The organism is Marinifilum sp. JC120 (assembly GCA_004923195.1).
Taxonomy (GTDB): Bacteria; Desulfobacterota; Desulfovibrionia; order Desulfovibrionales; family Desulfovibrionaceae; genus Maridesulfovibrio.
This window is the reverse complement of sequence record RDSB01000010.1, coordinates 132,104-156,188: the sequence shown is the minus strand read 5'-3', so window position 1 is coordinate 156,188 and position 24,085 is coordinate 132,104. Positions and strand designations below refer to the sequence as shown.

General features: G+C 47.5%; 22 protein-coding genes. 7 read left to right on the top strand and 15 right to left on the bottom strand.

What is annotated here, in order from left to right:
* The first annotated feature begins 1 nt into the window (after position 1).
* Positions 2-259: a hypothetical protein gene (locus D0S45_11710; protein TIH15327.1), complete on the top strand. Its 258-nt coding sequence runs from the start codon at positions 2-4 to the stop codon at positions 257-259.
* 12 nt (positions 260-271) lie between these two features.
* Here the strand turns inward: D0S45_11710 and D0S45_11705 are convergent, their stop codons facing one another.
* From D0S45_11705 to D0S45_11680, 6 genes are all read right to left on the bottom strand, one after another.
* Entirely contained in the window at positions 272-988 is a 717-nt protein-coding gene (locus D0S45_11705) for a glycosyltransferase (protein TIH15326.1), read from the bottom strand.
* Entirely contained in the window at positions 928-1,635 is a 708-nt protein-coding gene (locus D0S45_11700; GenBank protein ID TIH15325.1) for a glycosyltransferase, read from the bottom strand. Before D0S45_11700 ends, D0S45_11705 begins: the two co-directional genes overlap by 61 nt.
* A 49-nt stretch (positions 1,636-1,684) precedes the next feature.
* Positions 1,685-2,035, bottom strand: coding sequence for a TraR/DksA family transcriptional regulator (locus tag D0S45_11695; GenBank protein TIH15324.1), 351 nt, complete (start codon positions 2,033-2,035; stop codon positions 1,685-1,687).
* A gap of 154 nt (positions 2,036-2,189) precedes the next feature.
* Positions 2,190-2,888 carry a class I SAM-dependent methyltransferase gene (locus tag D0S45_11690; protein TIH15323.1) on the bottom strand — a complete coding sequence of 233 codons (699 nt, stop codon included), beginning with the start codon at positions 2,886-2,888 and terminating at the stop codon, positions 2,190-2,192.
* 89 nt (positions 2,889-2,977) lie between these two features.
* Positions 2,978-4,489 carry a 4-alpha-glucanotransferase gene (malQ, locus tag D0S45_11685; protein ID TIH15322.1) on the bottom strand — a complete coding sequence of 504 codons (1,512 nt, stop codon included), beginning with the start codon at positions 4,487-4,489 and terminating at the stop codon, positions 2,978-2,980.
* A 103-nt stretch (positions 4,490-4,592) separates the two neighbouring features.
* Positions 4,593-6,386: a DUF3459 domain-containing protein gene (locus D0S45_11680; GenBank protein ID TIH15321.1), complete on the bottom strand. Its 1,794-nt coding sequence runs from the start codon at positions 6,384-6,386 to the stop codon at positions 4,593-4,595.
* A 126-nt stretch (positions 6,387-6,512) separates the two neighbouring features.
* Here D0S45_11680 and D0S45_11675 point away from each other — a divergent pair, with 126 nt between their 5' ends.
* Both D0S45_11675 and D0S45_11670 read left to right on the top strand, forming a co-directional pair.
* Entirely contained in the window at positions 6,513-6,866 is a 354-nt protein-coding gene (locus D0S45_11675; protein ID TIH15320.1) for a hypothetical protein, read from the top strand.
* A 204-nt stretch (positions 6,867-7,070) separates the two neighbouring features.
* Entirely contained in the window at positions 7,071-8,924 is a 1,854-nt protein-coding gene (locus D0S45_11670) for a lysophospholipid acyltransferase family protein (protein TIH15319.1), read from the top strand.
* 141 nt (positions 8,925-9,065) lie between these two features.
* Here D0S45_11670 and D0S45_11665 read toward each other — a convergent pair whose 3' ends face one another.
* A complete protein-coding gene (locus tag D0S45_11665) occupies positions 9,066-10,082 on the bottom strand; it encodes a low specificity L-threonine aldolase (protein TIH15318.1) in 1,017 nt (338 codons plus the stop codon).
* Between the two features lie 95 nt (positions 10,083-10,177).
* The gene (locus D0S45_11660) at positions 10,178-10,762 is read right to left on the bottom strand and encodes a lipase (GenBank protein ID TIH15317.1); all 585 of its coding nucleotides are present in this window, start codon (positions 10,760-10,762) and stop codon (positions 10,178-10,180) included.
* Positions 10,763-10,967: 205 nt separating this feature from the next.
* Here D0S45_11660 and D0S45_11655 point away from each other — a divergent pair, with 205 nt between their 5' ends.
* Both D0S45_11655 and D0S45_11650 read left to right on the top strand, forming a co-directional pair.
* Positions 10,968-11,789, top strand: coding sequence for an ATP-binding cassette domain-containing protein (locus tag D0S45_11655; GenBank protein TIH15316.1), 822 nt, complete (start codon positions 10,968-10,970; stop codon positions 11,787-11,789).
* Positions 11,782-12,588 (top strand): metal ABC transporter permease, encoded by an 807-nt coding sequence (locus tag D0S45_11650; GenBank protein ID TIH15315.1) that lies wholly within the window; start codon positions 11,782-11,784, stop codon positions 12,586-12,588. Before D0S45_11655 ends, D0S45_11650 begins: the two co-directional genes overlap by 8 nt.
* 5 nt (positions 12,589-12,593) lie before the next feature.
* On the opposite strand, the gene asnB is transcribed toward D0S45_11650, so the two are convergent.
* From asnB to D0S45_11635, 3 genes are all read right to left on the bottom strand, one after another.
* Entirely contained in the window at positions 12,594-14,465 is a 1,872-nt protein-coding gene (asnB, locus tag D0S45_11645; GenBank protein ID TIH15314.1) for an asparagine synthase (glutamine-hydrolyzing), read from the bottom strand.
* A 169-nt stretch (positions 14,466-14,634) separates the two neighbouring features.
* Positions 14,635-17,043: a PAS domain-containing protein gene (locus D0S45_11640; protein ID TIH15313.1), complete on the bottom strand. Its 2,409-nt coding sequence runs from the start codon at positions 17,041-17,043 to the stop codon at positions 14,635-14,637.
* Positions 17,044-17,168: 125 nt separating this feature from the next.
* Positions 17,169-17,612 (bottom strand): hypothetical protein, encoded by a 444-nt coding sequence (locus D0S45_11635; protein ID TIH15355.1) that lies wholly within the window; start codon positions 17,610-17,612, stop codon positions 17,169-17,171.
* 73 nt (positions 17,613-17,685) lie between these two features.
* On the opposite strand from D0S45_11635, the gene D0S45_11630 reads away from it, so the two are divergent.
* Positions 17,686-17,964 carry a hypothetical protein gene (locus D0S45_11630; GenBank protein ID TIH15312.1) on the top strand — a complete coding sequence of 93 codons (279 nt, stop codon included), beginning with the start codon at positions 17,686-17,688 and terminating at the stop codon, positions 17,962-17,964.
* Positions 17,965-17,966: 2 nt separating this feature from the next.
* Here the strand turns inward: D0S45_11630 and D0S45_11625 are convergent, their stop codons facing one another.
* From D0S45_11625 to D0S45_11615, 3 genes are read right to left on the bottom strand one after another with little or no spacing between them, the layout of a single operon-like run.
* Positions 17,967-18,590 carry a LysE family translocator gene (locus tag D0S45_11625; protein TIH15311.1) on the bottom strand — a complete coding sequence of 208 codons (624 nt, stop codon included), beginning with the start codon at positions 18,588-18,590 and terminating at the stop codon, positions 17,967-17,969.
* 11 nt (positions 18,591-18,601) lie between these two features.
* The gene (locus D0S45_11620) at positions 18,602-19,015 is read right to left on the bottom strand and encodes a response regulator (GenBank protein ID TIH15310.1); all 414 of its coding nucleotides are present in this window, start codon (positions 19,013-19,015) and stop codon (positions 18,602-18,604) included.
* Between the two features lie 27 nt (positions 19,016-19,042).
* On the bottom strand, positions 19,043-19,660 hold the full coding sequence (locus D0S45_11615) for an SIS domain-containing protein (protein ID TIH15309.1): 618 nt from the start codon (positions 19,658-19,660) through the stop codon (positions 19,043-19,045).
* A gap of 161 nt (positions 19,661-19,821) precedes the next feature.
* Here D0S45_11615 and D0S45_11610 point away from each other — a divergent pair, with 161 nt between their 5' ends.
* Entirely contained in the window at positions 19,822-20,940 is a 1,119-nt protein-coding gene (locus D0S45_11610) for a glycoside hydrolase family 3 (GenBank protein TIH15308.1), read from the top strand.
* 57 nt (positions 20,941-20,997) lie between these two features.
* Here the strand turns inward: D0S45_11610 and D0S45_11605 are convergent, their stop codons facing one another.
* Positions 20,998-23,541 (bottom strand): PAS domain S-box protein, encoded by a 2,544-nt coding sequence (locus D0S45_11605; protein TIH15307.1) that lies wholly within the window; start codon positions 23,539-23,541, stop codon positions 20,998-21,000.
* Positions 23,542-24,085 lie beyond the last annotated feature (544 nt).

The window sequence follows — 24,085 nt, the reverse complement described above, 5'->3', positions numbered from 1 at the left end:
AATGGAAGACAGTAAATTTGTTGATCTAAAAGGCGTGACTTGCGGACTTGTACCCATCATAGTTAATCATCTTGATACCACTTCCAATCCGGTAGTTGAGTTTCAGGTTCGGCTTGGTATCCGTGAAGAGCTTATGAGCGGATTCGGGACTGGCGGCAACTGGGATATCGAAGTAATCGACGATCTCGGCTGTGATCGTCTGCGCTTCACCCGCCGTAAAGACAGTAACGAAGCCAAGCTTAATATCGTTGAGTATTAGCTTTGATTTAACTTAGAGCGGAAAGACCGTTTTTAATATTTTTAAGCTTTTGGGGCAAAGGGCTTGTGCTGCTGGATTACTGAGGAGTCTTTTCAAATCTTCCACAGTATCCATGTCCTGATGCTCTGGAATAATTTCCGGGGTAATTTCTCGTTTTTCCAAGCGTGAAATTGTTTCGGGAAATACCCTTTCCGTACTCCATTCCATGTTTCTGAATATGGAATCTGTTAAATATTCTTTTTGAAAACCTATCAGGTAATAGCCCCCGTCACTTGCAGGTCCGATGCAGGCGGGGGCTTTTTTTAGGGCTTGCATAGCTTGAAGAATAAATTCTGGATCAAGGTCCGGCAGGTCGCTTCCGGTCAGGATGCTGGAATCGAATTTCAGCTCGAATGCAGAACGTAGGGCATTCAGCATGCGTTCTCCGAGATCGGTTCCGTGTTGTGGAATATAGGTGTGTTCCCCAAGCCACTTTCTGTAATGTTCCTCTGCCTGAAAGGGATCATATGTAATGATTGGATTAAGATCGGCACAATCCATATTGCGAAGCATATCTTCCACAAAAGCAGTGTATAATTTAGCAGCTGTTTCGTAGCCTATTTCTTTACCAAGTCTGGTTTTTACCTTGCCGGGTTCGGGATATTTTACAAAGACGATAACAGCACATTTCATGATTCTTGTTCCCGTCTGCGGTACATATTTTTCAGTGTGCCGGGGGTTACCCCGCATAGATGCAGGAAGCGCAGGAAAGTATTGCGCAGCGCACAGCGTAGCGGTCCAGTGGCTAGATAGCGGCGGGCGGAAGTTGTAACAGCCTCTTTAAGGATGACAATTTCTTTGCGTTGTTTTTTGATTGACTGGAAAAATTCAACATCTTCCATGAGTGGAATTTCCGGGAAGCATCCTAGTTCATCGAAGGTTGTTTTAGGGATGAAAATAGCCTGATCCCCGTAAGGGACGCGCTCGATTCGGCAACGCAGATCAGCGAGGAAAGCGATAAGTTTCATGGAGCGTGCGGAAGTGTCAAAGCCGAGCTTAAAGGCACCGGCAGAAACGCAGGGCGCAGCAAGGGCTTTGCGAATTAGACCGCCAGCATCAGGCGGCAGGGTGGTGTCGGCATGCAAAAAGAGCAGGATGTTACCTTCGGCCCTTTGCGCACCGTAATTCATCTGGACTGCTCGTCCGGGAGGTGACGAAATAAGTATCACCTCATCATCGTTAACGGCTGACAGGGTTGACCCGTCAGCTGAACCGTCAACGATTATGATTTCAGAATTTTTCCCGCAACATTTCTTCACATTCGCGATGCAGGAGCTGATCGTCAAGGCTTCATCATAAACCGGAATGATGACTGATATTTTCAAGTTTGATGTCATGGATAGATAACTATCCTCTTTCTCAAGCCTGATAAAGGGGATATTTTTACTATCCTACGCGGCCGAGTTGGTCTTCTTCCATGCGGGACTGGCAGGACACGCAGAAGCGGGTAGTCGGGTTGGCTTTGATGCGGGCAATGGCTATTTCTTCACCGCAATCTTCGCAGATACCAAAATCCCAATGTTCGACGCGAGCTATAGTCTCTTCAAGCGCAGTGATCAGTTCGCTTTCGCGCACATGCAGGGCAAGGTTGATTTTTTGCTCGCTGATGCGTGAAGCATATTCATTATCGTCAGCGCAGCTTTCAACTGCAGTGTTACGGGACCGGACACGCTCAACAAGTTCAGCAAGTTTTTCTTCAAGATGCTTCCTGATATTTGCTCTCTGGGCAGAATTCATAATAAACCTCCGACTTCAGTTGTGGAATTGATTATTAAATCCTCTGACTAGGGGGCTTATACGCCTGTCAGTCTGGATATAAATCGCATTCCGGTTACGGAAGTGAAACTTTATTATGGCTAAAGTTAGCTATGATTTTTAATCGGTGCCGGGTCTAAATCTTTCTGCATTCAATAAACAGAAAACTTGGTTTGGTGGAGAGCCTTTTGTATGTTGCGGGATTAACATCTTGTATTTCGTGTTGCGGTTTCCCTTCATTAAGGCCGGTAACACAAAGTCCAGCTTGAGTGATGGCGGCGAGCAACTCGGTAAGTGGTCTGCGGTAGAAGGAAACTTCGACGGGATCACCGATGACATCCCACTTCTCTGTTATCAATTCTTTTTCAAAGTAATTGCCGGAAACAGACGCCTGAAAATCGAGCACAGGATGATGGGTTGAAAAAAGAAAGCGTCCATCCTTCTTTAAAACACGTCCGATGTCGGAAAAAAGAGGATTCAGGTCATTAATATAATGAATTGTCAATGCACTGATTACTAGATCGAAAGATGCATCAAGTTCGTCTGGCAGGCCGCTGGAGATGTCGTGCGCGTAGCATCTAAGGCTGTCGGTGAATCGTCTCTGTATCAGGTCAATCATTTTCTGTGAAATATCGATTGCAGTGACATTTGCACCATTTTCCAGCAAGTGCCGTGAATGCTCCCCTGAAGCACAGCCTAAATCCAGTACAGACTTGCCTTTGAGATCAGGCATCATGGATTGCAGCGTGGGACGTTCAAACCTAGCATTATAAATGTTTTTTTTGATGGCCTCACTGTATTGGTGGGCATGTTCCGTATAAAGACTGTTTTTCATTTGTTATTTCAGTGGTTATCTGGTTTATGGGGGGACTTTTCTCACGCTCTATTTATAGTGTCGTCGCTGTTTTCCAGATGATATAAAAATTAGTCAATTTTACTGGTTCTCCCGAAAAGCTCGGTCATTTCACCAAGTCGTTCACGGATGAGAGGTGTGAGTTGTCCGGGGGTGAGTTTCCAGCCCCAGTTGCCGTCAGCCTCGCCGGGAACATTCATGCGTGCCTGTCCGTCAAGGCTGAGCAGATCCTGCGCTTGAATGACACATAGACAGCCGACGCTGGACATGAGCAACCGGATCAGTTCCCATGAAATTTTAGCATCATCTATCCAGTCGTGACCGAGATAGGAAAGCAGGTGTTTGCGGCTCATTTCATCAGCATCATCAAGGAACCAGCCTCGGTTGGTATTGTTGTCGTGGGTGCCAGTGTAGACCACGGAATTACGTTTGTGGTTGTGCAGTGCATCCCCGCAATAGCCAATGTCTTCCCCGAAAGAGAACTGCAGAATGTTCATTCCCGGCAATTGGAAGCGGTCTTTGAGCCAGATAACATCAGGGGTGATGTGCCCAAGGTCTTCGGCAATAATTCTCAGGCAGCCCATTTCGTCGGTGAGCTTTTCAAAAAGCAGGTGCCCGGGGGCTGGAACCCAGTACCCTTCCATAGCTGTTTCGGCCTCGGCAGGCACTTCCCAGTATGCGGAAAAGCCTCGGAAATGGTCAAGGCGCACCCAGTGGTACAAGCCTAGATTGTGTCTCATGCGGCTGATCCACCAGCCGAATCCGTCATTCTCAAGAACTTCCCAATTGTAGACCGGGTTGCCCCATAGCTGCCCTTTTTCACTGAAGTAATCCGGCGGAACCCCGGCCACACAATATGCTTCACCAAGATCATTCAGTTTGAAGATGTCCCGATTAGCCCAGACATCAGAACTGTCGTGGGTGACATAAATGGGTACATCCCCAATGAGTTCCACCCCGATCTCATCAAGATGATCCTTGAGCTGTCCCCATTGACGAAAGAATACCCATTGGCAGAATTTTACGTAGAGAATTTCGCGGTAAAGCTTTTCGCCCCAGTGACGCAATCCGTCTTCTGTGCGGTTGCGAATATCCTCCGGCCATGTGGTCCAGTTTTCACCCTTGAAATGCTTTTTCAAGGCGGTGAACAGAGCAAAATCGTTAACCCAGTGCATGTTATCCCAGATAAACTGGTTGAAGATAGGGTCTTCGAGCAGGGTGTTGGCGACATGTGAAAAAGCCTCGCGCAGGAGATGTTCTTTGACCTGTCCGGCCGTGTCAAAATCAGCGTGGCCGGAATCAGAGACCGTATGTTTAAGAATTTCTTCGTATTCCAGCAGACCGTCATTAACCATAAGTTCCGGGCTGATCAGCAGTGGATTGGCCGCAAATGCAGAAAAACCGGAATAGGGGGAGTTGCAGAGATCAGGAGCGGTGGGAGTAATTGGCAGTACCTGCCAGAACCTTTGTCCGGCTTCAGCCAGAAAGTCTGCGAAAGCGTATGCCGCAGGACCCAGATCGCCTACACCGAACCGGGAAGGCAGGGAGGTGAAGTGTAAAAGAATACCGCTGGAACGTTTCATTGTAAAAGTCTCCTTCTTGCTCAGCAAAATAAGATAAAGTCATGCTGCCTTTTACATTATCATATTGCAGGGCAAGAGGGGAGATGTCCAGCCGAGATCATTCTTATCTGATTGAAATCTCCTCGGCTCGGACCATGAGTTCAGAGTAGAGGAAAAGAGCGAAAGATTGTCCTGCTATTTTTACTCTGCCATTCGGGGGCAGGATTCCCGGCAGGGGGGTGCTGTTTCCGGCAAAGGAGTTTGAGGCACTATAGATTTCAGTGGTCCATACTCCTTCAGGGAGATACCCGGCAACGCTGCATTCAGCTTCATCTTTGCTGAAATTGAAGATCGAAGCTGCGTATTTCTTATCTCCAGATGTGGGGTTTCGGAATATGAGAATTACGCCCGGTGTTATTTCCTGCACCTGACATCTGCTGCGGCATGGTTCGTGGATGGTGGGGTGTTCCTTTCTTACTTTGAGCAGCTTGTGGTACAGGCGAAGCATAGCCCGGCCCTGATCGCTTTCAATATTATGCCAGTTCAGGTGGCACTGACTGACGGATTTTTCGCAGTCATCGTCAGAAAAATAATTAAAGGGAGCGGTTTCACCGTACTCCTCACCCATGAAAATCATGGGTACGTAGGGGGAGAGCAGGGTTGCGCCGGCGCTAAGTTTGGCGGCCTCGAACCCCGCTTTTTCAATGATTCGGCACTTGGAATCTTGACCGTCATTTATCTCATGACCTTGGGAGTAGACTACGAATTTGCAGCCGCGTAGTTCGGATTTACTGCGTCCTTGAAGCCTGAGATAGTGGTCTGATACCTCACCCCGGTATGCAAAGCCGTATTGCATTGCCAAAACCATACGGTCAGGGTTGGAGTAGTCTTTGAAGTGACCTTCGTTATTTCCAGTAACACGATTCTGCAATGCGCAGTAAAAATCGTCATTGTAGAGGGCATCCAGACCGTATCCACCCTCTTCAGGAGGCAATACCGGCCGCAGGGAGTTACGTTTATCACCATTGATCAAGACACAAGTTCTGTTGTTTTCTTTGGCAAACCGTTTGATCCGGGTAGAAAGCTCCTCTAGAAAATGGATGGGTGTCTGATCGAAAATATGATCGGCATCCTTGATGCGCAATCCGTCTACACGATAATCTCGCAGCCATGAGAGGGCGCATTGGACATAAAAATTCCGTACCCCGTAACTGAATTTTTCATCGTAGTTTAAAGCCCGACCGCTGGGGACATTGTATTTTTCACTGAAAAATGGAGAGTAGGCTGGTTCGAGGCTCTCAACCGGAATCAGACTGCCAAAGGATACGTCAAGGATTACCGCTATCCCATTTTGATGGCATTCCTTGACCAGTTCCTTTAGATCGTCTGGGCTGCCGTAAGGAGGGTGTACCGCGTACGGATATGTAGTATCATATCCCCATCCCTGCTTACCCTCAAAGCTGGCTACAGGCATGAGTTGCAGGGTGTTTATGCCCAGTTCCTTGAGGTGAGCCAGACGGGAAGTGATACCTTTGAAGTTCTTTTCCGGGCTGAACGTACCTACATGAGCTTCGTAAATGAGCATTTCGCTCATGGGAAGGCCGGAAAATTTGTCTCTTTCCCAGTCAAAAAAATGATGGCCGACTATTGTGGAAGCGTTATTAAGTTCTGAAGGTTGCCACAGCGAAGCCGGGTCAGGAATCGCTGGGCCGCCATCAATTGCAAAAGAATAGAGGTCTCCCGGACGAATTTTTTCAATGGTTGTTTCATGAAATCCGTATTGGACCGGGCTCAGTGTTTCTACAATTTCCTGTTGGGATTGTACCTTGATTTTAACCTCTTGGGCTTGCGGGGCAAAAAAGCGAAATGAACATTTTCCATCTTCTTGAAGCCGTGCTCCGAAATATTTTTCATTCATAAATACGCCCATGATAAAAAAGATTTTATTTTACCCAAATAATAATATATACTGATATAAACAGTCGGCTCGTCTTTTGCATGTGATTGAGTACTTGCATCTCGTAACAGCATCAGGAGGCAGACCATGTATAATCGTCAACACCGTGAAGCGTCTGAGGAGCGGGTCAAGATTGCTGAAGTCATGGCCGGAGAAAACGCAATTCTTCATGAACTGGACTTTCAGGATGTAGCGATATCCACAAGCGCCGTGCAGACCCTGAGAAAGGCTGCTGTTGCAGTGATGCAGAGATTCATGCCCGGCAGTCGCCCCGAAACACTGACCAATGCACAAGCGATAGCTTTTTTCATAGATCGTGTGTTTTGGGATCAGGATACAAAGGGGTTGATACTGTGCGCCGATGTGGCAAAACGCAGTTTCTGCATCCCAATCCCAAGGGATCATTGGCATATGAAAGCCGATCTTGGAACTATTCAATAGTTATTTTTTGAACGTTTGACAAGTAAAAAATAAAAAGCAGACAGTTTTTAGTCTGCTTTTTATTTTTGTTTGAGTATAGATTTATCTATTTTTTGAAAAATAGAGATGGGTAATAAATGTAAGGCAGATGTCACTAATGGGTAACATGCCGATCATCTGTTCCGGTTATTGTGAGTAATTAAAAAACAATAGCAGGAGCTGCCGATGGTTCGTGAAACATGTTCTGAGCTGTTCAGTCTAAAATCACCGTTTGATGATCCTTTCAGAGATGCGTTATTTTCTCTGGTTGAGAAACCTTTGGCTCATCTTTTATGTCTACCCCGGCTGAGTCGATTATACAGACGGGTGCATGAAGATGATTGTTGGGCTGAGAAAGATGATGTGGATTTTATCAGTAAATCCTTAAGCCTATTAGGATTTGATGTCGGGTTTGATAATAAGGAATTGAACCGTATACCGAAAAGCGGACCTTCTGTAGTGGTTGCTAACCATCCTTTCGGTGTTGTGGAAGGTTTGATCCTGATGCAGTTGCTGAAAGCAGTGCGTCCAGATGTCAAAATCATGGCGAACTTCATGCTCGGCTTAATTCCTGAAATGAAAGAGCACCTGATCAGTGTGGACCCATTCGGGCGTAAGGATTCCCCTCTTGGAAATATTTCCGGTCTTAAAGAGGCTGTGAAATGGGTCAAGGGGGGTGGCATGTTGGCCGTTTTCCCTGCCGGAGAAGTCGCAAGCCTGAATCTTAGGGGTGCTAGGGTTGAAGACCCGGTCTGGAGTCCTACTGTGGGCGGGATCATCAAACATACCGGGGCCAGTGCCACGCCTGTATTTTTTAATGGTCGCAACAGTTTTCTTTTTCAGGCTGCTGGTATGGTCCATCCCCGGCTGCGCACTGTTCTGCTGCCCCGCGAGAATTTAAAAAAGAAATCAGGCCCGGTGGAATTTGCTGTGGGTAGTACGGTCAGTAGCGAACGATTGGCTTCTTTTGATAGTAAACAGAAACTTATGGAATACTTGCGTTTTCGCACTTATAGCCTGCGGTCACGATTTAAAAAGAAAAAGGTAGCTCTTCCTGCGTTCAAGAGGAAGGAAAAGCCTATTTGTAATCAGACTGCTCAGCGTAGAATCATTACCGAGCTGACCATGATAGGGTCGGAATCCATTCTTGTGGAGAATAACGAGTTTGTGGTGCATGAGGTTCATGCTGCCAATTGTCCCTTTGTTTTGCATGAAATCGGAAGGCTTCGTGAAAAAACATTCCGTCAGGTGGGCGAAGGGACCGGGCAGGCTGTGGATGTGGACCGTTTTGATGATACCTTCATTCACTTGGTACTTTGGCATAAGGAAAGTAAAGAAATTGCCGGGGCTTACCGTATTGCCCGCGCAGATGAGCAGATTGAACGTTTTGGCCTGAATGGGATCTATAGCCATTCATTTTTTAAATTTGACTCTAAGTTTTTTGATAAAGTGAATCCGGCCCTTGAACTGGGCCGATCTTTTATTCGTCCAAGATTTCAGAGAAATTTTTACTCCCTGATGATGCTCTGGAAAGGTATTGCTGCCTATCTCGCACGCAATCCTCAGTACAGGTTCCTGTTCGGCTGCGTGAGCATTTCCAATGATTATAGGAAAATATCTCGAGAGCTGATAGCTAATTCACTCATGAAATATAACGGCCGTGAGGATCTTGCAGAATTAATTTCTCCGGCCCGTCCTTTGAAATTCAAAAACCTAAAGTCATGGCAGAAGGCATTACCCGGTACGTCTTTTATTGATCAGTCCGATCTTGATAAAGTAGTTCAGGATATTGAAGGCGGTATGGGAATCCCGGTTCTGCTGCGCCATTATCTGAAGATCGGCGGCAAGCTGGCCGGATTTAATATAGACCCTGATTTTGGCAACTCACTTGACGGGCTTATCGTAGTGGATCTGCTGGATACATCCGAGCGTAGTCTGTTCAAGTTTATGGGAAAGGAACAAGGCAGGAAATATTTAGATTTTCATCATGCCTCCGGCGGCCCTGCCGGGGGCCTCAAACCCTTTTGCAAAAGGGTTTGAGAATCCCAAAAACTTTTAGTTGTTTTTGATTAGTTCAAGTACGTAAAATTTAGCGGTAGAAACGGCGAAGCCCTACTAAAAAGTTTAGGAGAGTCCAGAGAACCCTTTTCAAAGGGGGCTCTGGTCGCCGGAGGCATTCTTTTAGATTAATTCTTTCAACGCTGCGCAAAAATTATCAATATCTTCTTCAGTGGTAGACCAAGAGGTCATCCAGCGCACTTCTCCGGTCTGGTCATCCCAGACGTAGAAGGGAAACTTTTCCTGCAACTTTTCTACTGCGTGTTCTGGAATGATGGCGAAAACTCCGTTGGCTTCCACCGGGCGGGTGATTTCTACACCGTCAATTGCTCCGGCCTTTTCCGCGAGGGTGCGGGCCAGTGTGTTTGAATGTTCGGCATTCCTTTTCCAGAGTTCGTCAGTGAGCAAGGCTTTAAACTGCGCTCCAACATAACGCATTTTGGAAATAAGCTGCATGTTCTGCTTGCGGATGTATTCAAAGTCTTTGCCCAGTTCCGGGTTAATGAAAACCGCAGCCTCAGCGCACATGCAGCCGTTCTTGGTGCCGCCGAAAGAGAGCACGTCCACTCCGCAATCAACAGTCATTTCTTTGAAGGTAACCCCAAGGGCAGCCGCAGCATTGGCAATTCTGGACCCGTCCATGTGTATGTGAAGGCCTTTGCTGTGCGCAAAGTCGCAGATGGTCTTGACTTCGTCCACAGTGTAGAGCGTACCCAGTTCAGTGTTCTGAGTGATGGAAATAACTGCGGGCTGAGCACGGTGCACGTCCGGCTCTGAAGGTACCAGCGGCTTGATGGTTTCTACGCTGATCTTTCCGTTTACTGTTTCTGCCAGCATCAGCTTTATGCCCATACTTTCCGGTGAACCGCACTCATCCACGTTGATATGTGCGTCTTCGGAACAGATTACGCTGTTCCAGCTTTTGCAAAGGTGGCGCAGGATCAGGGTGTTGGTGGCTGTCCCGGTGGTCAGGAAGAAAATTTTGGCCTGTTCTCCGAAAATGTTTTTGAAAAGTTTTTTTGCTTCCGCAGAAACCGGGTCTGCGCCGTAGGAAGGCATGTGGTCTGCGTTGGCTTCCATGATGGCTTTCATGATTTCGGGATGGACACCTGAGTAGTTATCACTGGCAAATGAGCGCATGGGAATATCCTTATCAAATGAGGCAGCATTCCCGTCTGAATAAGACCGGGAAATGCTGCCAGGTTCGTAACTGGATTTGGTGGAAAGACGTATGCTTATCTGAGGTGGGGCAGGATGTAGGGTGAAATGAATTTTTTAATCATCCCGGCCATGATGCCATAACCTTCTGCGTTCGGATGGACTCCGTCGCTTTCCTTGAGGGCCTTAATGTAGGCGGGGTTTTCCCGCAGTGGGGAATTAATGTCCAGACAGGGAATGTCAAGGGTTGTGCATATTTTGCTGAACTCTGCGGAAAGGTTTATTGTGCGGCTGTCTTTTTCGCTGTCGATCATGGGCGGCGGGGTGATGAATAAAGTCGCATATTTTTCTTTTGCACTGCCGAGAATATTTTCAGCACAAACCTTGCTTTGCACGGGAGAAATATTTTTTACGGCGTCGGGTGCGCCAAAGCAGAAAATAAGCAGGGAAGGTGTGTCCGCATTGATCCGGTCAGCAGCTTCTTTTTCCCAGCGGGATTCAATGTGTGCGGTGGTGGATGCCCGTACTCCGAGATTGTACCCGGTAAGTTTGGCTCCTTGGGGATCGAGCTGTTTGCATATTCTTCCGGCCCAGCCCAGCCTTTCCGAGTCGCTGACTCCTGAAGTAAGTGAATCCCCGATGAATAAGAGTTGCATTTTCATATTCCTTTTAAAGTGTTATCGTCGCTTACCTGCTTTTATAGCAGGGAGACTTAAAAAATTAAATAAACATACAGTGAAATTGATGTAAATTTTATACTGCCGATTATATGAGATACTGCTGAATAAAGATAGTGCAAATCATTCTCAATTGAGCTATCAACTGAGTCGCTTCAATTATGATCAATTTGGCGAAAGGTGAAATCATATGAATCATGAAAGTGCGATTACTTTTAAAAACGTAAGTTTCGGCTACGGGCAGCATAAGGTGCTGGACGAAGCCAGCTTTGAAATAGTGTCCGGGGATTATCTTGCCGTTATCGGTCCTAATGGGGGCGGCAAAACTACCCTGCTCAAACTTTTGCTGGGTTTGATTGAGCCGCAGCAGGGCAGTATTGAAATTCTGGGTCTGCCGCCGGGTAAAAATGGCGGGCAGATCGGTTATATGCCGCAATACACCAATGTTTCCGCCAGTTTTCCCATAACCGTGCGTGATGCCGTGCTCATGGGGAAGGTCTCCCCAGGCCTGAAGGGAGTGTTTGGCCTGAGTTTCGGTAATGGCTCCGGGGGAGAGGTGGAAAAGGCTCTTGAGCGGGTCGGCATGCTTGAGCAGATCAATCGCCGGGTATCCGATCTTTCAGGCGGGCAGAAACAGAGAGTATTTATTGCCCGTGCAATTGTGGATGAACCGAAAATGCTTCTTTTGGATGAACCTGCAGCCAGTGTGGATCAGGCCGGTAAAAGCGGGCTTTATTGTTTGCTTAAGGAACTTAATGAGGAAATGACCATCGTTATGGTCAGCCATGATATTTCCGTGCTTGGACAGGGTGTGAAATCCGTGGCCTGCGTCAACCGTAAGGTTCATTTGCACGATCAGCCTAAGATCACCCGTGAGCTGCTCAGTGAAGCCTATGGTGAAACCATCAAGGGAACTTGTCCCATTGAACTGATCACCCACGGGGAATTGCCGCACCGTGTGCTGGAATTCCATCCTGAATCCGATGACAACGAAGGAGACTGGGATGCTTGAGGCCCTGAGTTTTGAATTTATGCAGAATGCGCTCATTGCCGGGTTGCTTGCTTCCATTATCTGCGGGATTATCGGTGCGTTGGTTGTGGTTAACAGGGTAGTGCTGCTGGCAGGCGGTGTTGCTCACGCTTCATACGGCGGAGTAGGGCTGGCCTTTTTTCTTGGTCTGCCCATGCTTCCGGTGACAGCCGGATTTGCCGTCTGCGCGGCTTTGCTCATGGCAATGGTGACTATGAAGGTTAAGGAGCGGGCGGATACATTTATCGGGGTTATGTGGGCTGCGGGCATGGCTTTGGGGATTATCCTGCTGGACATTACCCCCGGCTACAACGTGGATTTGATGAGTTATCTTTTCGGCGGCATTCTTGCCACGCCCAAGTCCGACCTCATGCTCATGGGCGGTCTGGCGGTCGTTGTGCTGCTGGTGGTTTTTACTTGCTATAAGGGATTCTGGGCCATGTCCTTTGATGAGGAATTTGCCCGTTCACGCGGCGTTCCGGTGACCCTGCTTTATTTCATAATGCTGGCTCTCATCGCGCTCAGCGTGGTCATGGTTATCCGCGTGGTAGGTCTGATTCTGGTCATCGCGTTATTGACCATTCCGCCTCAGATTGCCGAAAGCAGGACCTCCTCACTGTTTACCATGATGATTATGTCATCAATTTTGAGTATGATTTTCTGCGTGAGCGGATTGCTGCTTTCCTATCAGCTGAACCTTTCTTCCGGGGCCACCATCATCGCCGTGAGTGTTGCGGGATTTATGCTTTCGGCTGTTTTGGGGCGGGTAAGGAGAAGTTAGTTTCCCTAAACCCTCCCACTCTCATGCTCAATAGCCCAGAGCGAAAGATTAAGTATGTTCCATACAAAATTCTTGTGCTTTTTGCGGCCTGAAACATGCTCGTCAATGCGGCGATTCAGCGCGTCCATATCAAAGAATTGCTTTAGAAACGGGGTGGCCTGACTGATAGCTTCGAGGGTGAACCCGGCGGAGTCTCCGCTGGTCCATTTTGCCACGGGCATTGAGAAACCCTGCTTGCGGCGGTAGAGGATATCCTTGGGCAGGTAGCGTTCTGCAAGTTTTTTGAGCAGGTATTTGGACTCGCCGCCCTTGAGCTTTAGTCTCGGGGGCAGGCTGGCCATGTATTCGAATAGCTCATGGTCAAGCAGCGGAGAGCGAACCTCAAGGCTGTGGGCCATGGAGGCGATATCCACTTTGACCAGCAGGGCATCGGCAAGGAAGTGGACCGTATCCATCCAGAGCAGCCGTTCTGCCGGATTGTGCGCATGTGCGCAGGCCTGCCGGGAAAGTTCGTACATCCAGCTTAGAGTCGATTGGGCCAGCTGCTCACGTACCTCTGCGCGGTAAAAATCGTTTTTATAGCGGGCGGTTTTGTATTCATTGCGCAGGATGCGTTTGAATTCCGGGTGCAACTTGCAGATCATTTTGCGGCGTAAAGCTCCAAGTGCGGAGCTGCTGTTAAATGCACTGGCAATATTTTTTTCAGGTAGCGGTTCTTTGCCGATCAAAGGAGCGAGGGCTGAGGCCAGTTTTACGTGGGTATAGGCCGAATAGCCGCAGGCCAGTTCGTCTCCACCGTCACCGCTGAGGGCCACAGTCACATGCTTGCGGGTGGCTTCGCTGAGCAGCATGGTCGCCAGTGAGGCATCATCGGAAAAAGGTTCCCCGTATTGTCTGACCACTGCGGGCAGCATGTTCTCAAATTGGGTCGGGTCCAGATATTCTACATGATGGTTTACACCGAGGTGCTTGGCAACTTTTGCAGCATGTCCGGATTCATCGTACTTCTTTTCATGAAACCCGATGGTGAAGGTATCGATGGATTTACTTCCGGCCTCGGCCATCAGGGCCACGATGAGGCTGGAATCAACCCCGCCCGAAAGCAGTGCTCCCAAGGGTACATCACTTTCCAGTCTAATGCGGGTGGCTTCCATAAGCCGGGTGTGCAGGGAATCCAGCACCTCTTTTTCAGAACACTCAATTTTTTGGGTGAAATCAAGGGACCAATAGCGATGCAGGGCCAGTCCGTCGGCATTAACAATCCCGTAATGGGCTGCCGGAAGTTTCCTGATGGCTGAGTAGATGGAATAGGGAGCCGGAACGCATCCGGTGCTCATGAACAGGTCAATGGCCTGTACATCGATATCTTTTGAAATCTCGGGGTGGGCTGCAAGGGCGCGGATTTCAGAACCGAAGATGAAACCGTTGCCGGATTGGGAGTAAAAAAAAGGTTTTTTACCCAGCCTGTCGCGGGCGATGAAAAGATGTTGCTTAGCCTTGTCCCAAATAGCAAAGGCGAACATGCCGCGCAACAGGGTGATGCATTTTTCCCCGTACTCTCCGTAAAGTTTGAGCAGGACTTCCGTATCCCCGGAGGAATTGAATGTGTGCCCTTTGCTGAGCAACTCTTCCCGCAGAGATTTGAAATTGTATATTTCCCCGTTGAAAACAATGATGTTCCCGGTGAGCGGATCTTTCATGGGCTGGTTACCGAGGTCGGAAAGGTCGAGGATGGACAGCCTGGTATGGCCCAACTCAATACTATTTTCAGTATGGATATGCTGAAAGTCAGGCCCGCGATGGGACAGGAGATCGAGAATTGGTTTTATGCTTCCGGGCTGTTTTCCGGACTGGAAATATCCTGCAATGCCGCACATGGTTGTTTTACCGCCGGGTCGAAGGTTTTCTTTTGTAGTCTGAAAGCTGGGTACACGCTGTTTTTTTTGGGGTCAAGAAAGAGACCTCTGCTCAGCAGGAGTACAGGGAATCATAAAAAAGGCGGCCTCCTGTTGGAGACCGCCGGTATTGTTTTATTTCAGGATGCGGCTATGACTGCATGTTTCTGATAAGTTCCTTAATGTTGGCTGCAAGTTTTGCCACTTCCGAGATTGCCATGGCCGACTGGACTGTGGTCTCAGCGGATTCAGCAGATATTACATTGATTTCTTCGGTAGCACGGCTGATCTGTTCACTTGATGCGGACTGTTCTTCCGCCGCTGCTGCAATTCCTTCAATCTGATCTGCGGAAGCTTCGACCATGCGTACGATTTCATCGAGGGCGTCACCTGATTTTGAGGCAAGATCGGTTGATTGTACAATGGATTCAACCGCATTTTCAGAAACTCTGATGTTGGTTCTGGTACTTTCCTGAATGGAAGTGATGGCCTCGCCGACTTCCTTGGTTGCGTCCATGGTTTTTTCTGCCAGTTTACGGACTTCATCCGCAACTACAGCAAACCCGCGTCCGGCTTCACCTGCGCGGGCTGCTTCGATTGCTGCGTTAAGGGCCAGCAGGTTGGTCTGGTCCGCAATGTCGGTGATTACGTTCATAACCTTGCCGATTGAGTCGGTACGCACGCCGAGTTCTTCCATGCTGGATTTGAGCTCTTCTGAGTTTTGTTCAAGGGCCTGAATAGCGGTAACAACCTGTCCGACAAGCTCCTGTCCTTCCACAGCTTTGCCTTTGGTGGTCCGGGCATTTTCAGAAGCTTCCCCGGCACTGCGGGCTACTTCCATTACCGTGGCATTCATCTGATCCATGGCTGTGGCTGTCTCACTGGCCCGTTCCTGCTGGACTTCGGCACCGCGGCGGGATTCATCAACCTGAGCGGAAAGTTCATCTGCGGCAGAGGCAAGCTGATCAGATATTTCGTCTGCATCTCTTGCCGTTTCAGCAATGGTGTCACGCTGGGCAGTAATAGCCTTTTCGTTTTCTTTGATGGCTGTGATGTCGTTCATGACCATGAAAGCACCGATCAGCTTTTTATCAAGATCATGCAGCGGGGCCACATCGATGATAGCGTAGAATTCCTTACCATTTGCCGCTGTTCCGTTTATTTCAATTTCAGAGAAACTGTTTTCTTCTTTGATACAGCGGTTAATGGTTTCTTCGATGGTCTGGATGTTGACCAAATCCCTGACATGCTTGCCGAGGTAACTGTCCGGCTGACCAGATAGTCCAAACTGATCAATCAGGTGTTGATTGATGAAAGATACCTTTTCGTCGAGGTCCACAACTACGCAGGGCAGAGTCAAGCCGCTGAGCAGGCCGCTGGAAAATCCCAGCTTGTTCTTCAACTCAAAGACCATGTGTTTCACCGAGCTGATAGTTTTACCAACTACGTCGTCAACATCGTATTCAAGTTCGGAGTCATAATCACCTTCGGATACCTTGGCAGTAAAGTCGGAGAGCTGCTGCAAAGGTTTTGTGGTTACCCGGATCATCAGCAGCAGGATAATGGCGGCGATGGAGAGAGCTACCACGGCAATGATGACGTTAGTGATGAATATTTCTCTGTCCACGCCATGGGACATGTCAGAAGTGTTCATCATGAAGGCGAATGACCATTTCCATGGTTTAAAATGGATGATGTATGCTGATTTTTCTTTTCCGTCTAAGTTATATTCAACTTCCCCTTCTTCTGTGTTGGCAAAAAGATTCCAGAAGGGAGTGTCTTTTAAGCTCTTGCCAGTCAGGGTCGGGTGGAGCAGAACATCTCCATTACGGTTGAATATGGTTGCATATCCTTTACCGCCCACATTTGATGCCAGCACGGATTTCTTAAAAGCCTCTGTGATTATTTTGCGGCCCACGTAGATAACACTGACAATATTTCCACGAAGGTCGGTCAGCGGTTTGTAGGCGGTGATGTACCAGGCATTAACCACATAAGCCATGCCGTAGTATGTTTTACCGGACATGACCGTTTTATATACCGGGCTGGAATCGGGGATGTAGGTACCTGTTGCTCGGTTACCGTCCAGCTTGAGTACGTTGGTTGATACTCGCAAGAGTTTGCCGGGCAACACTTCGAAGATGGTAGCTGTTCCGCCTATATCCTTTTTGAGATCATCAACAATGTCGAATTTGCCGTTGATCGAGATGCCGCCGAATTCAAGGCTGGGGATAGAAACGCTTTCACTTTGCTTTGTTACCTGATTGGTAATGGTTGTTTCTACGGGATGGCGTTTGTTAAGTTTTGGGAAACCAAGTGAAAATATTTTTTTATCCAGAATATCAATGTCAGCTTTAACCTTATCCATCAGGATATCATTTTGCATTTCCATGAGTGAATGAACACTGTCAGCAATTGATTTCATGGAAGTTTGACCCAGCTGATGAAGCGAGTCCTGTACTTTATACAGATTTATCCCTGTCATGAAAATAATCGTGGCCAGAACGATTAAGATTGCCCCAAGCATAAGTTTAGTTTGAAATGCCAGCTTCTTTAACATGCTCTCTCCTGATCCTAAGTTAAATGCTTTTAACGGCCTTAGTACGCGCTCTTCCCTTTCGCCCACTGAAACCGGTTCTGGAAATATGATTGAGAACTGTGTGAGCAGTTCTTCAGGACATTGAGTTATTCGGCATAAATCTGTGTGTACTGTTCCCGTGAAAATTTTGCTAAAAGCCGGACTACCGCAGTTTCTTTTTCATGTTCAATGCGTGATACTCTGGGTGCGGCTTTGGCATAGTACACAACAACACTGTCCCCTTGTGAGATATTCCTCCAGTATGTGTCTTGTACAGTAGCAGTTCTTTCCCTTGGCAAACCGGAAGGATCTATGAAGCGATACCTGACGGTCTGACGTTTTTGTTCTGTGCTCTCGAAATTATGTTCGCCTATTCGGCTGTTTTTTTCAATAACTATACCTATAGCTTTGTTTTCTCCAAAGGCCCTTATCCTTTCCAGTCTGATCTCCCTATAGGGAATAAAGAATAATCCGGCGATAACCAACAGAGCTGCACTGAATGCGATTTTGTTTTTTATGCCGGAAAAAGGTATAGATTTAGAAAATAACATGCTTCTGTCTAGCACTTGCGGGCTCATGGGGCAAGCCGAGTACTGACCGCTTGCGGGACAAAAGGAGGTAAGGATGAGTAGTCTTCAGAAAACGGGACAGTGGTGGGTTCTTGCGGTTGGGGATGATTTTGATGAGGGGGCTTTTGGGCAGAGAGAGCGTTGCCGCACGGATTTGTTACGCAAGGTAAAAGAAGTCGGAATACGGTTGGATGAAAATGTCTGGGTTTATGATGAGGCTAAGTGCGCACAACTGGTGGTCAGGGTTTGTCGGGACAGGGACTCGGCAGAAGATGCAGCCCGGAAACTAGAGGATACCGGGCTGAGCCTGCGCGTGGCAAAGGAATTCGAATAGTATTAATTTTTAGCAAGAGCCATTTTCAATCCGAGGCCGATAAAAACAACTCCGGAAAGGGCTTCCAGTCTTTTTTTGAATTTACCGCCGGAAATGAGGTGGCGCATTCTGCCCAAAGCGAGGGTGATAAAGCTGAACCAGAGAATGCCCATACTGAAGTGGATGGTCATGAGCAGCAGGGATTGGCGCAAGATGGATTCGCCGGGAGAAATGAATTGGGGCAGCAGGGCAAGGTAAAAGACCGCAACCTTGGGATTGAGTACGTTGGTCAGGAATCCTTCACGGATGGATGCAGAAATTCCTTTGCTGCACGGCTCTGCGGAGAACTTTGTTTCTTCCTGTTTGCGGCTGTTGCGCAGGGACTGCACGCCCAGAAAGATGATGTAGAGTGCCCCGGCAAGCTTGACCATCTCAAAAGCAGTGGCGGAATTCATGAGGATCATGGACAGCCCCAGTGCTGAAGCAAGGGCATGGATGAGCAGTCCGGCATTAATCCCGGCCACAGTGCATAACCCGTCTGTTGTAGAGCGGGTCAGGGTGTTGTTGACCACAAGCATGGTGTCTGAACCGGGGGTAATGGTCAGAATTGCCGCTACAGGAATGAAGGCAAGAGTCAGTGCATCCATAATGTGAATCCTTAAACCATCCCGAATTTACCAAGCTCCGCTTGAATCTTCTCAGCGGTGATGGGTTTGGTGATGTAAGACAGGGCTTCACACTGGAAGAATGCGCGTGAAGCCTTGGTGCTGTCATCCAGTGCGGTGGTCATGATTGCTTTAACTTTCTTTTCTTCCGGAATCTGTTTGTTCTGTTCAATGGCTCTGATCTTTTCAAGGGTTTGTAGTCCATCCATGCCGGGGAGGATGATGTCCATGAAAATAAGATCGTAAGGAGTTCCTTCAAGCCACTTTTTTTCGAATTTTTCCAGTGCTTCTTCACCGCAGACTGCGCAATCTATGCTTTTTTTATCAAGCTTTTCGGTTATCACCTTCAGGATTTCCTTGAGGTACATTCTGCTGGTGTTACTGTCTTCAACAATAAGAATTTGCATACTGGAGCTCGCTTACCGGGATTTAGCTTATTCCCCGTTCAGGTAGGGTTCAAGTTCGTTCACCGCTTCAAAAAGGAAATGGTCGATAAGGTGGCAAAACATGTGCCCCACAGCGATGTGGACTTCTTGAATTACTGCGGTGTCCTTGCTGGGGATGCTGATGATGTGGTCACAGATGGGCAGCATTTCTCCTGCGCTGATGCCTGTCATTCCAATGGTAACCATGCCTTTGCGTTTGGCTTCCTTAAGGGCGCTGATCACGTTGGGGCTGCTGCCGGAAGTACTGATTCCAACGAGTACATCACCGGGTTGACCCAGAGCCTGAACCTGTTTTTCAAAAATCATTTCATATGAGTAATCGTTACCGATGGCGGTAATGATTGATGTGTCTGTGGTCAGGGCTATGCTGGGCAGGGGCGGGCGTTCCAGTTTGAACCTGTTTACAAGTTCAGCCGCCAGATGCTGACAATCTGCCGCGCTTCCTCCGTTTCCGCAGAAGAGGATCTTGGAACCAAGAGCAAGGCGGACAGCCAGTGCTTTGGAAACATCAACCACCAACTGAGAATATTGTTCAAAAAAAGATTCCCGGACTTCGAGTCCGGCACGGGCATGGTCAACTACTTTTTGCAGTGCTGTCTGGGACATTCATTTTCCTTCTGTTTGCAATTCATTATAAGCAAGTTGAGAAATTCGTTTATAGGAAATCATTACTGGTGGCAATATACTTGCTCATCTTGCTAAATTGCAGAATGCTCACTATAACATGTTTTTTTTATTCTGCATTCAGAAAAATACGGAGCTCTCCATTGAGAAAAATAATATTTATCTTCATGTTTTTTGTCATGATTTTTAGCGGTTGTTCATTGAAGGGCAGTTCTCCCGCTCCTTCGGAACTGGATGTGATGATCGGACAGATGGTCATGGTCGGATTCAGAGGGCTGGAACTGAATGCAGAGAATCCGGTTGTCAGAGATATTAATGAGTCCCGTATCGGCGGGGTGATTCTTTTCAGCAAAGATTGCGCTCTGAACAGCACGGTGCGTAATATTGCCAGCCCCGATCAACTTGTGAAACTCACATCTGATCTGCAAAGCCATGCGGAGATACCGTTGTTTGTGGCTATTGATCAGGAAGGGGGGATAATAAAAAGGCTCACTGGCGAGATGGGCTTCCCGGAAACACCTTCCGCAGCCGAATTAGGCAACAGTGGCGATACGCAAGCTGCATACAGGGCTGGGCATATCATCGGGCAGATGCTTAAGTCGGCTGGTATTAACATGAATTTTGCTCCGGTGGTAGACGTGAACCGTAATCCCGCTAACCCGGTGATAGCGGCTTTACAGCGCAGCTTTTCAGATGATCCCCGGATTGTAGCTGGATTTGCCGAGTCGTATATTGATGGATTGCATTCTGAAGGTATTGTTTCCTGCCTGAAGCATTTTCCGGGACATGGGAGTTCCCGTGGAGATTCCCATCTCGGATTCACCGATGTGAGCGGCTCATGGGATTCCAGTGAGCTTTATCCCTTTCATAAATTAATTACCGACGGCAAGGCGGATATGGTCATGACTGCCCATATTTTCAATTCCCGCTGGGATCGCAAATATCCGGCAACTCTATCCCGTAAAGTTATCCATGGCCTGCTGCGTCGCAAGCTGGGCTTTGACGGCATAATCGTGACTGACGACATGCAAATGCAGGCAATAAGTGGCGAATACGGTTTTAAAGAGGGTGTTTACAGGGCGGTAAAGGCCGGGGCGGATGTTTTGCTCTTCGGCAATAATCTCATTTATGAACCGGGGCTGGGAACCAAAGCAGTATCGACGATCAAGCAATTGGTCCGTGAAGGCAAGATTACCGAGCGCCGGATCAAGCAATCTTATGAACGGATTATGCGTCTTAAGCAGAAGCTGGCGGCCAGTTAAAGTTGAAATGGAAATGAAACGGCCCTGAAAATCTTATACAGATTTTCAGGGCCGTTGTTAGCTCTGGACGGTTGGAAGCTGGATGGTGAATTTGGTCCCTTTGCCGGGGGTGGAATCCACTTGAAATGTTCCTTGATGGTTCTGGGTAATGATGAAGTATGATACTGAAAGGCCTAGCCCTGTACCGCTTCCCGGTGCCTTAGTCGTGTAGAATGGTTCAAATACTCTTTTGCGGGTGATTTCGTCCATTCCGGGACCATTATCTGAAACCGTACATGTGACCATGTCTCGCATATTACGGATTTTAATTGAAATGACAGGCTGCTCGTCCATTTCCGGCCAGTCGATCATGGCTTGGGCGGAGTTTCGAAGCAGGTTTAGAAATACCTGCTCGATTTCAGTGGCGGTGCAGGGAGTCTGTTTAAGATTTTCACCATAATCTTTATGTATGGTAATTTTTTTGAAATCATATTTTTTCTGCGGATTGTAATCCTGCGTGGCAAGAGTAGATGCTTTATCCATTATCTGGCGCAGGTCTCCCGGAGCTTTGCGTGAATCGCTTTTGCGGCTGAACTCTAACATGCCGGAAACAATGGAGGCGGCACGGACTCCTGAGTCGGTGATTCCGTTTAAGGTTTTTACGATCTTGCGGTCTTCCATATAGGTGATGATAGAATCGATTGAACATCCTGCATTTTCAGCCGCCTTGATGTTGGCTGGGAGGTCAGGGGAGATTCTACGGATAATATTTTGGATACCTTGCAAAATCCCGCCTAAAGGATTGTTGATTTCATGGGCCATTCCAGCGGCAAGACCACCAATGGACATCATCTTTTCGGTCTGGATCATCATTTCATCAATCTGGACCCGCTCGGTGGCGTCATCAATCCTGATTACTGCACCGTTCATTCCGTCATGCAGCGGGTATATGATTATATCCTGATGGCTGTTTGGTCCGATCAATCCTTGAGTTCGGATATCGGTTTCAGGCGTCCCGTTCTCAATCGCCTGTGCAATGCTGTATGCATATTTAGTCAGCGACGGAAAAGCCTCTTCAACTTCTGTTCCTTCAATTTTATCAGCAGGAATAACAGCCATTTTTTGGGCCGCAGTATTGAATTGGGTTATTTGGGATTGACTGTTCACTCCGATAATTACTGAGGGCATGGAATCTATAATATTTCGGATGTAGTTTCGCGTATCCTGAAGCTCTGTCTCTATTTTTTTACGTTTGGTAATATCCGTCCCGACACAGAGTATTTCCGTAAGTTCACCATCTTCATTAAATATAGGGCTGTTGGTCCAGTGGACCCAAGTCATACTTCCGTCTTTGCGGATGTTCTGGTTGGTGTTGGCTGGGAAGTCTTCCGGGGCATTGGTTATAGATTGGACCAGCTTTTCAAGTTCGGATTCTCCTAGTTCTGTTTTGGGAATCAGAGTTCCGATAACGCTGTTACCGATCATTTCCTGGTCTGAATATCCGAAGAAATGTTGGGCATATTCATTAAAAAAAGTGCATTTCCCTTCGCTGTCTATTCTCATGATGATGCTGCGAGCGGTATGAATCAGATCCTTATATTCCTGCCTTGAATGGGCAAGCATTTGTGAGTGGGCTGATATTTCATCAAGCAGTTTGAGGATCTTGCCGGAAAAGAAGGCTGTGGCAGTAATATAGTTTCTGTTTTCCAGAAATGACATCTTGCGGGCTTCGGTTTCCCAATCTATTTCGCGAATGCGCTGTGCGGTATGCTCGATTGCCGATAGGTGGGGCAGTTTTTCATTCGGCTCGGCTGCTACCCTTTTTAGCAAGTTGTTGATTCTGATAAAATCCTGTTCATTCTTTTCGAGATCCCAGGTCAGGAAGGCGGACCTTTTGGTTAATATGGCCAAGCATATCGCGGTAAATGTTATCAGGAGCAGTCCAGCATAGAATTCAGTGGAGATGTCTTTGGCAACAGTTATTGATACCCCCCCGAAATTGGAGACTTCGGCCTTTGCGGATGAATAAACGTGGAAATGGGAAAAAAATAGACTGCCCATCTGGTAAGCGTCGGTAAAGTGGCTGTTTGCAGTGTGATAAAGGCAGTTGTCGTTTCTATCCTTTACGTACAACTCCGTTTTGTTGGGGGAAACAGGAAGCAGGCTCTCTGATGGAACTTTTGCTATGGCAAAGCTGTGGTCCAGCCTCTGGATAAGATAGATATTATCATGTCTCGATTCTTCCTCTCCCGGTTCCGGCTGTCTTATGAGCAGTGATTGCCCCGGCTGGAAGTCTTTTACTCTTTTGAAAATAGGAGATTTTGCAATGGATTTTATTTCGATGGGAAAAGGCCGGGTATTAACGACCTCTCCTTTCGGGGTAACTCTTAATATGGATAACCCATGGTCAAAAGTTGCCCGGGAGGTAACTACGTTTTCCAAGAATGAAACCCTTTCTACCAGATAGTTGGCCCACGTGGATGCTCTATTGTCCACTTCATTGGAAACAGACCAAAAGAAGAGGATTGTTGAGCAGAGCGAACTTGCAATGAATATGGTTAGAAAAAGGCAGAGATAATTTCTTATCCGGCTATTAAGCCTGTGAATACTTCGTATTTTCATGGGGAATATTTATTCGCTCCACTAAAGGTCTTTATTTTGCTGGTCTTTTTTTGGTCATATATTCGAAAGATTATCCTGTAAACTATTTCTGACCCGTTTGATTGGGAAATTATTTCCTCTTCATGTAGGGCAGATCTTTCCTCCTGACCTTAATTTCCTTTCATTTATTTTTTTAGATTAAGAAATCTTTGTTTTTAAAAAACCTGTCTAAACGGCGTCTTGTGTATTCTTTTGGTTAATAAATAAACGCCTCAGGAAGGACAGGCACGCCCATTGCATTTCTAGCAGCAGAGTAAATCTCTATCCAATCAATAAGGGGGTGTGTCTGGAGAATATACCGATGATTTCATGAGCAGACAAAGGCATTTGGTCGAGTGTGGTTCTCGGAGGTTGGTAATGTGCGGAGTTACCCCGTGTAGAGAATATTTCCCATAACGGGACATGTGAGAATCGCCGCCGTATGACCGGGCCTGTACAGAGTCGCGGACTCGTTAAGGAGTCCCGAGTCTTAACCAAAGATTAAGCGGACACCTGCGTGAGTCCA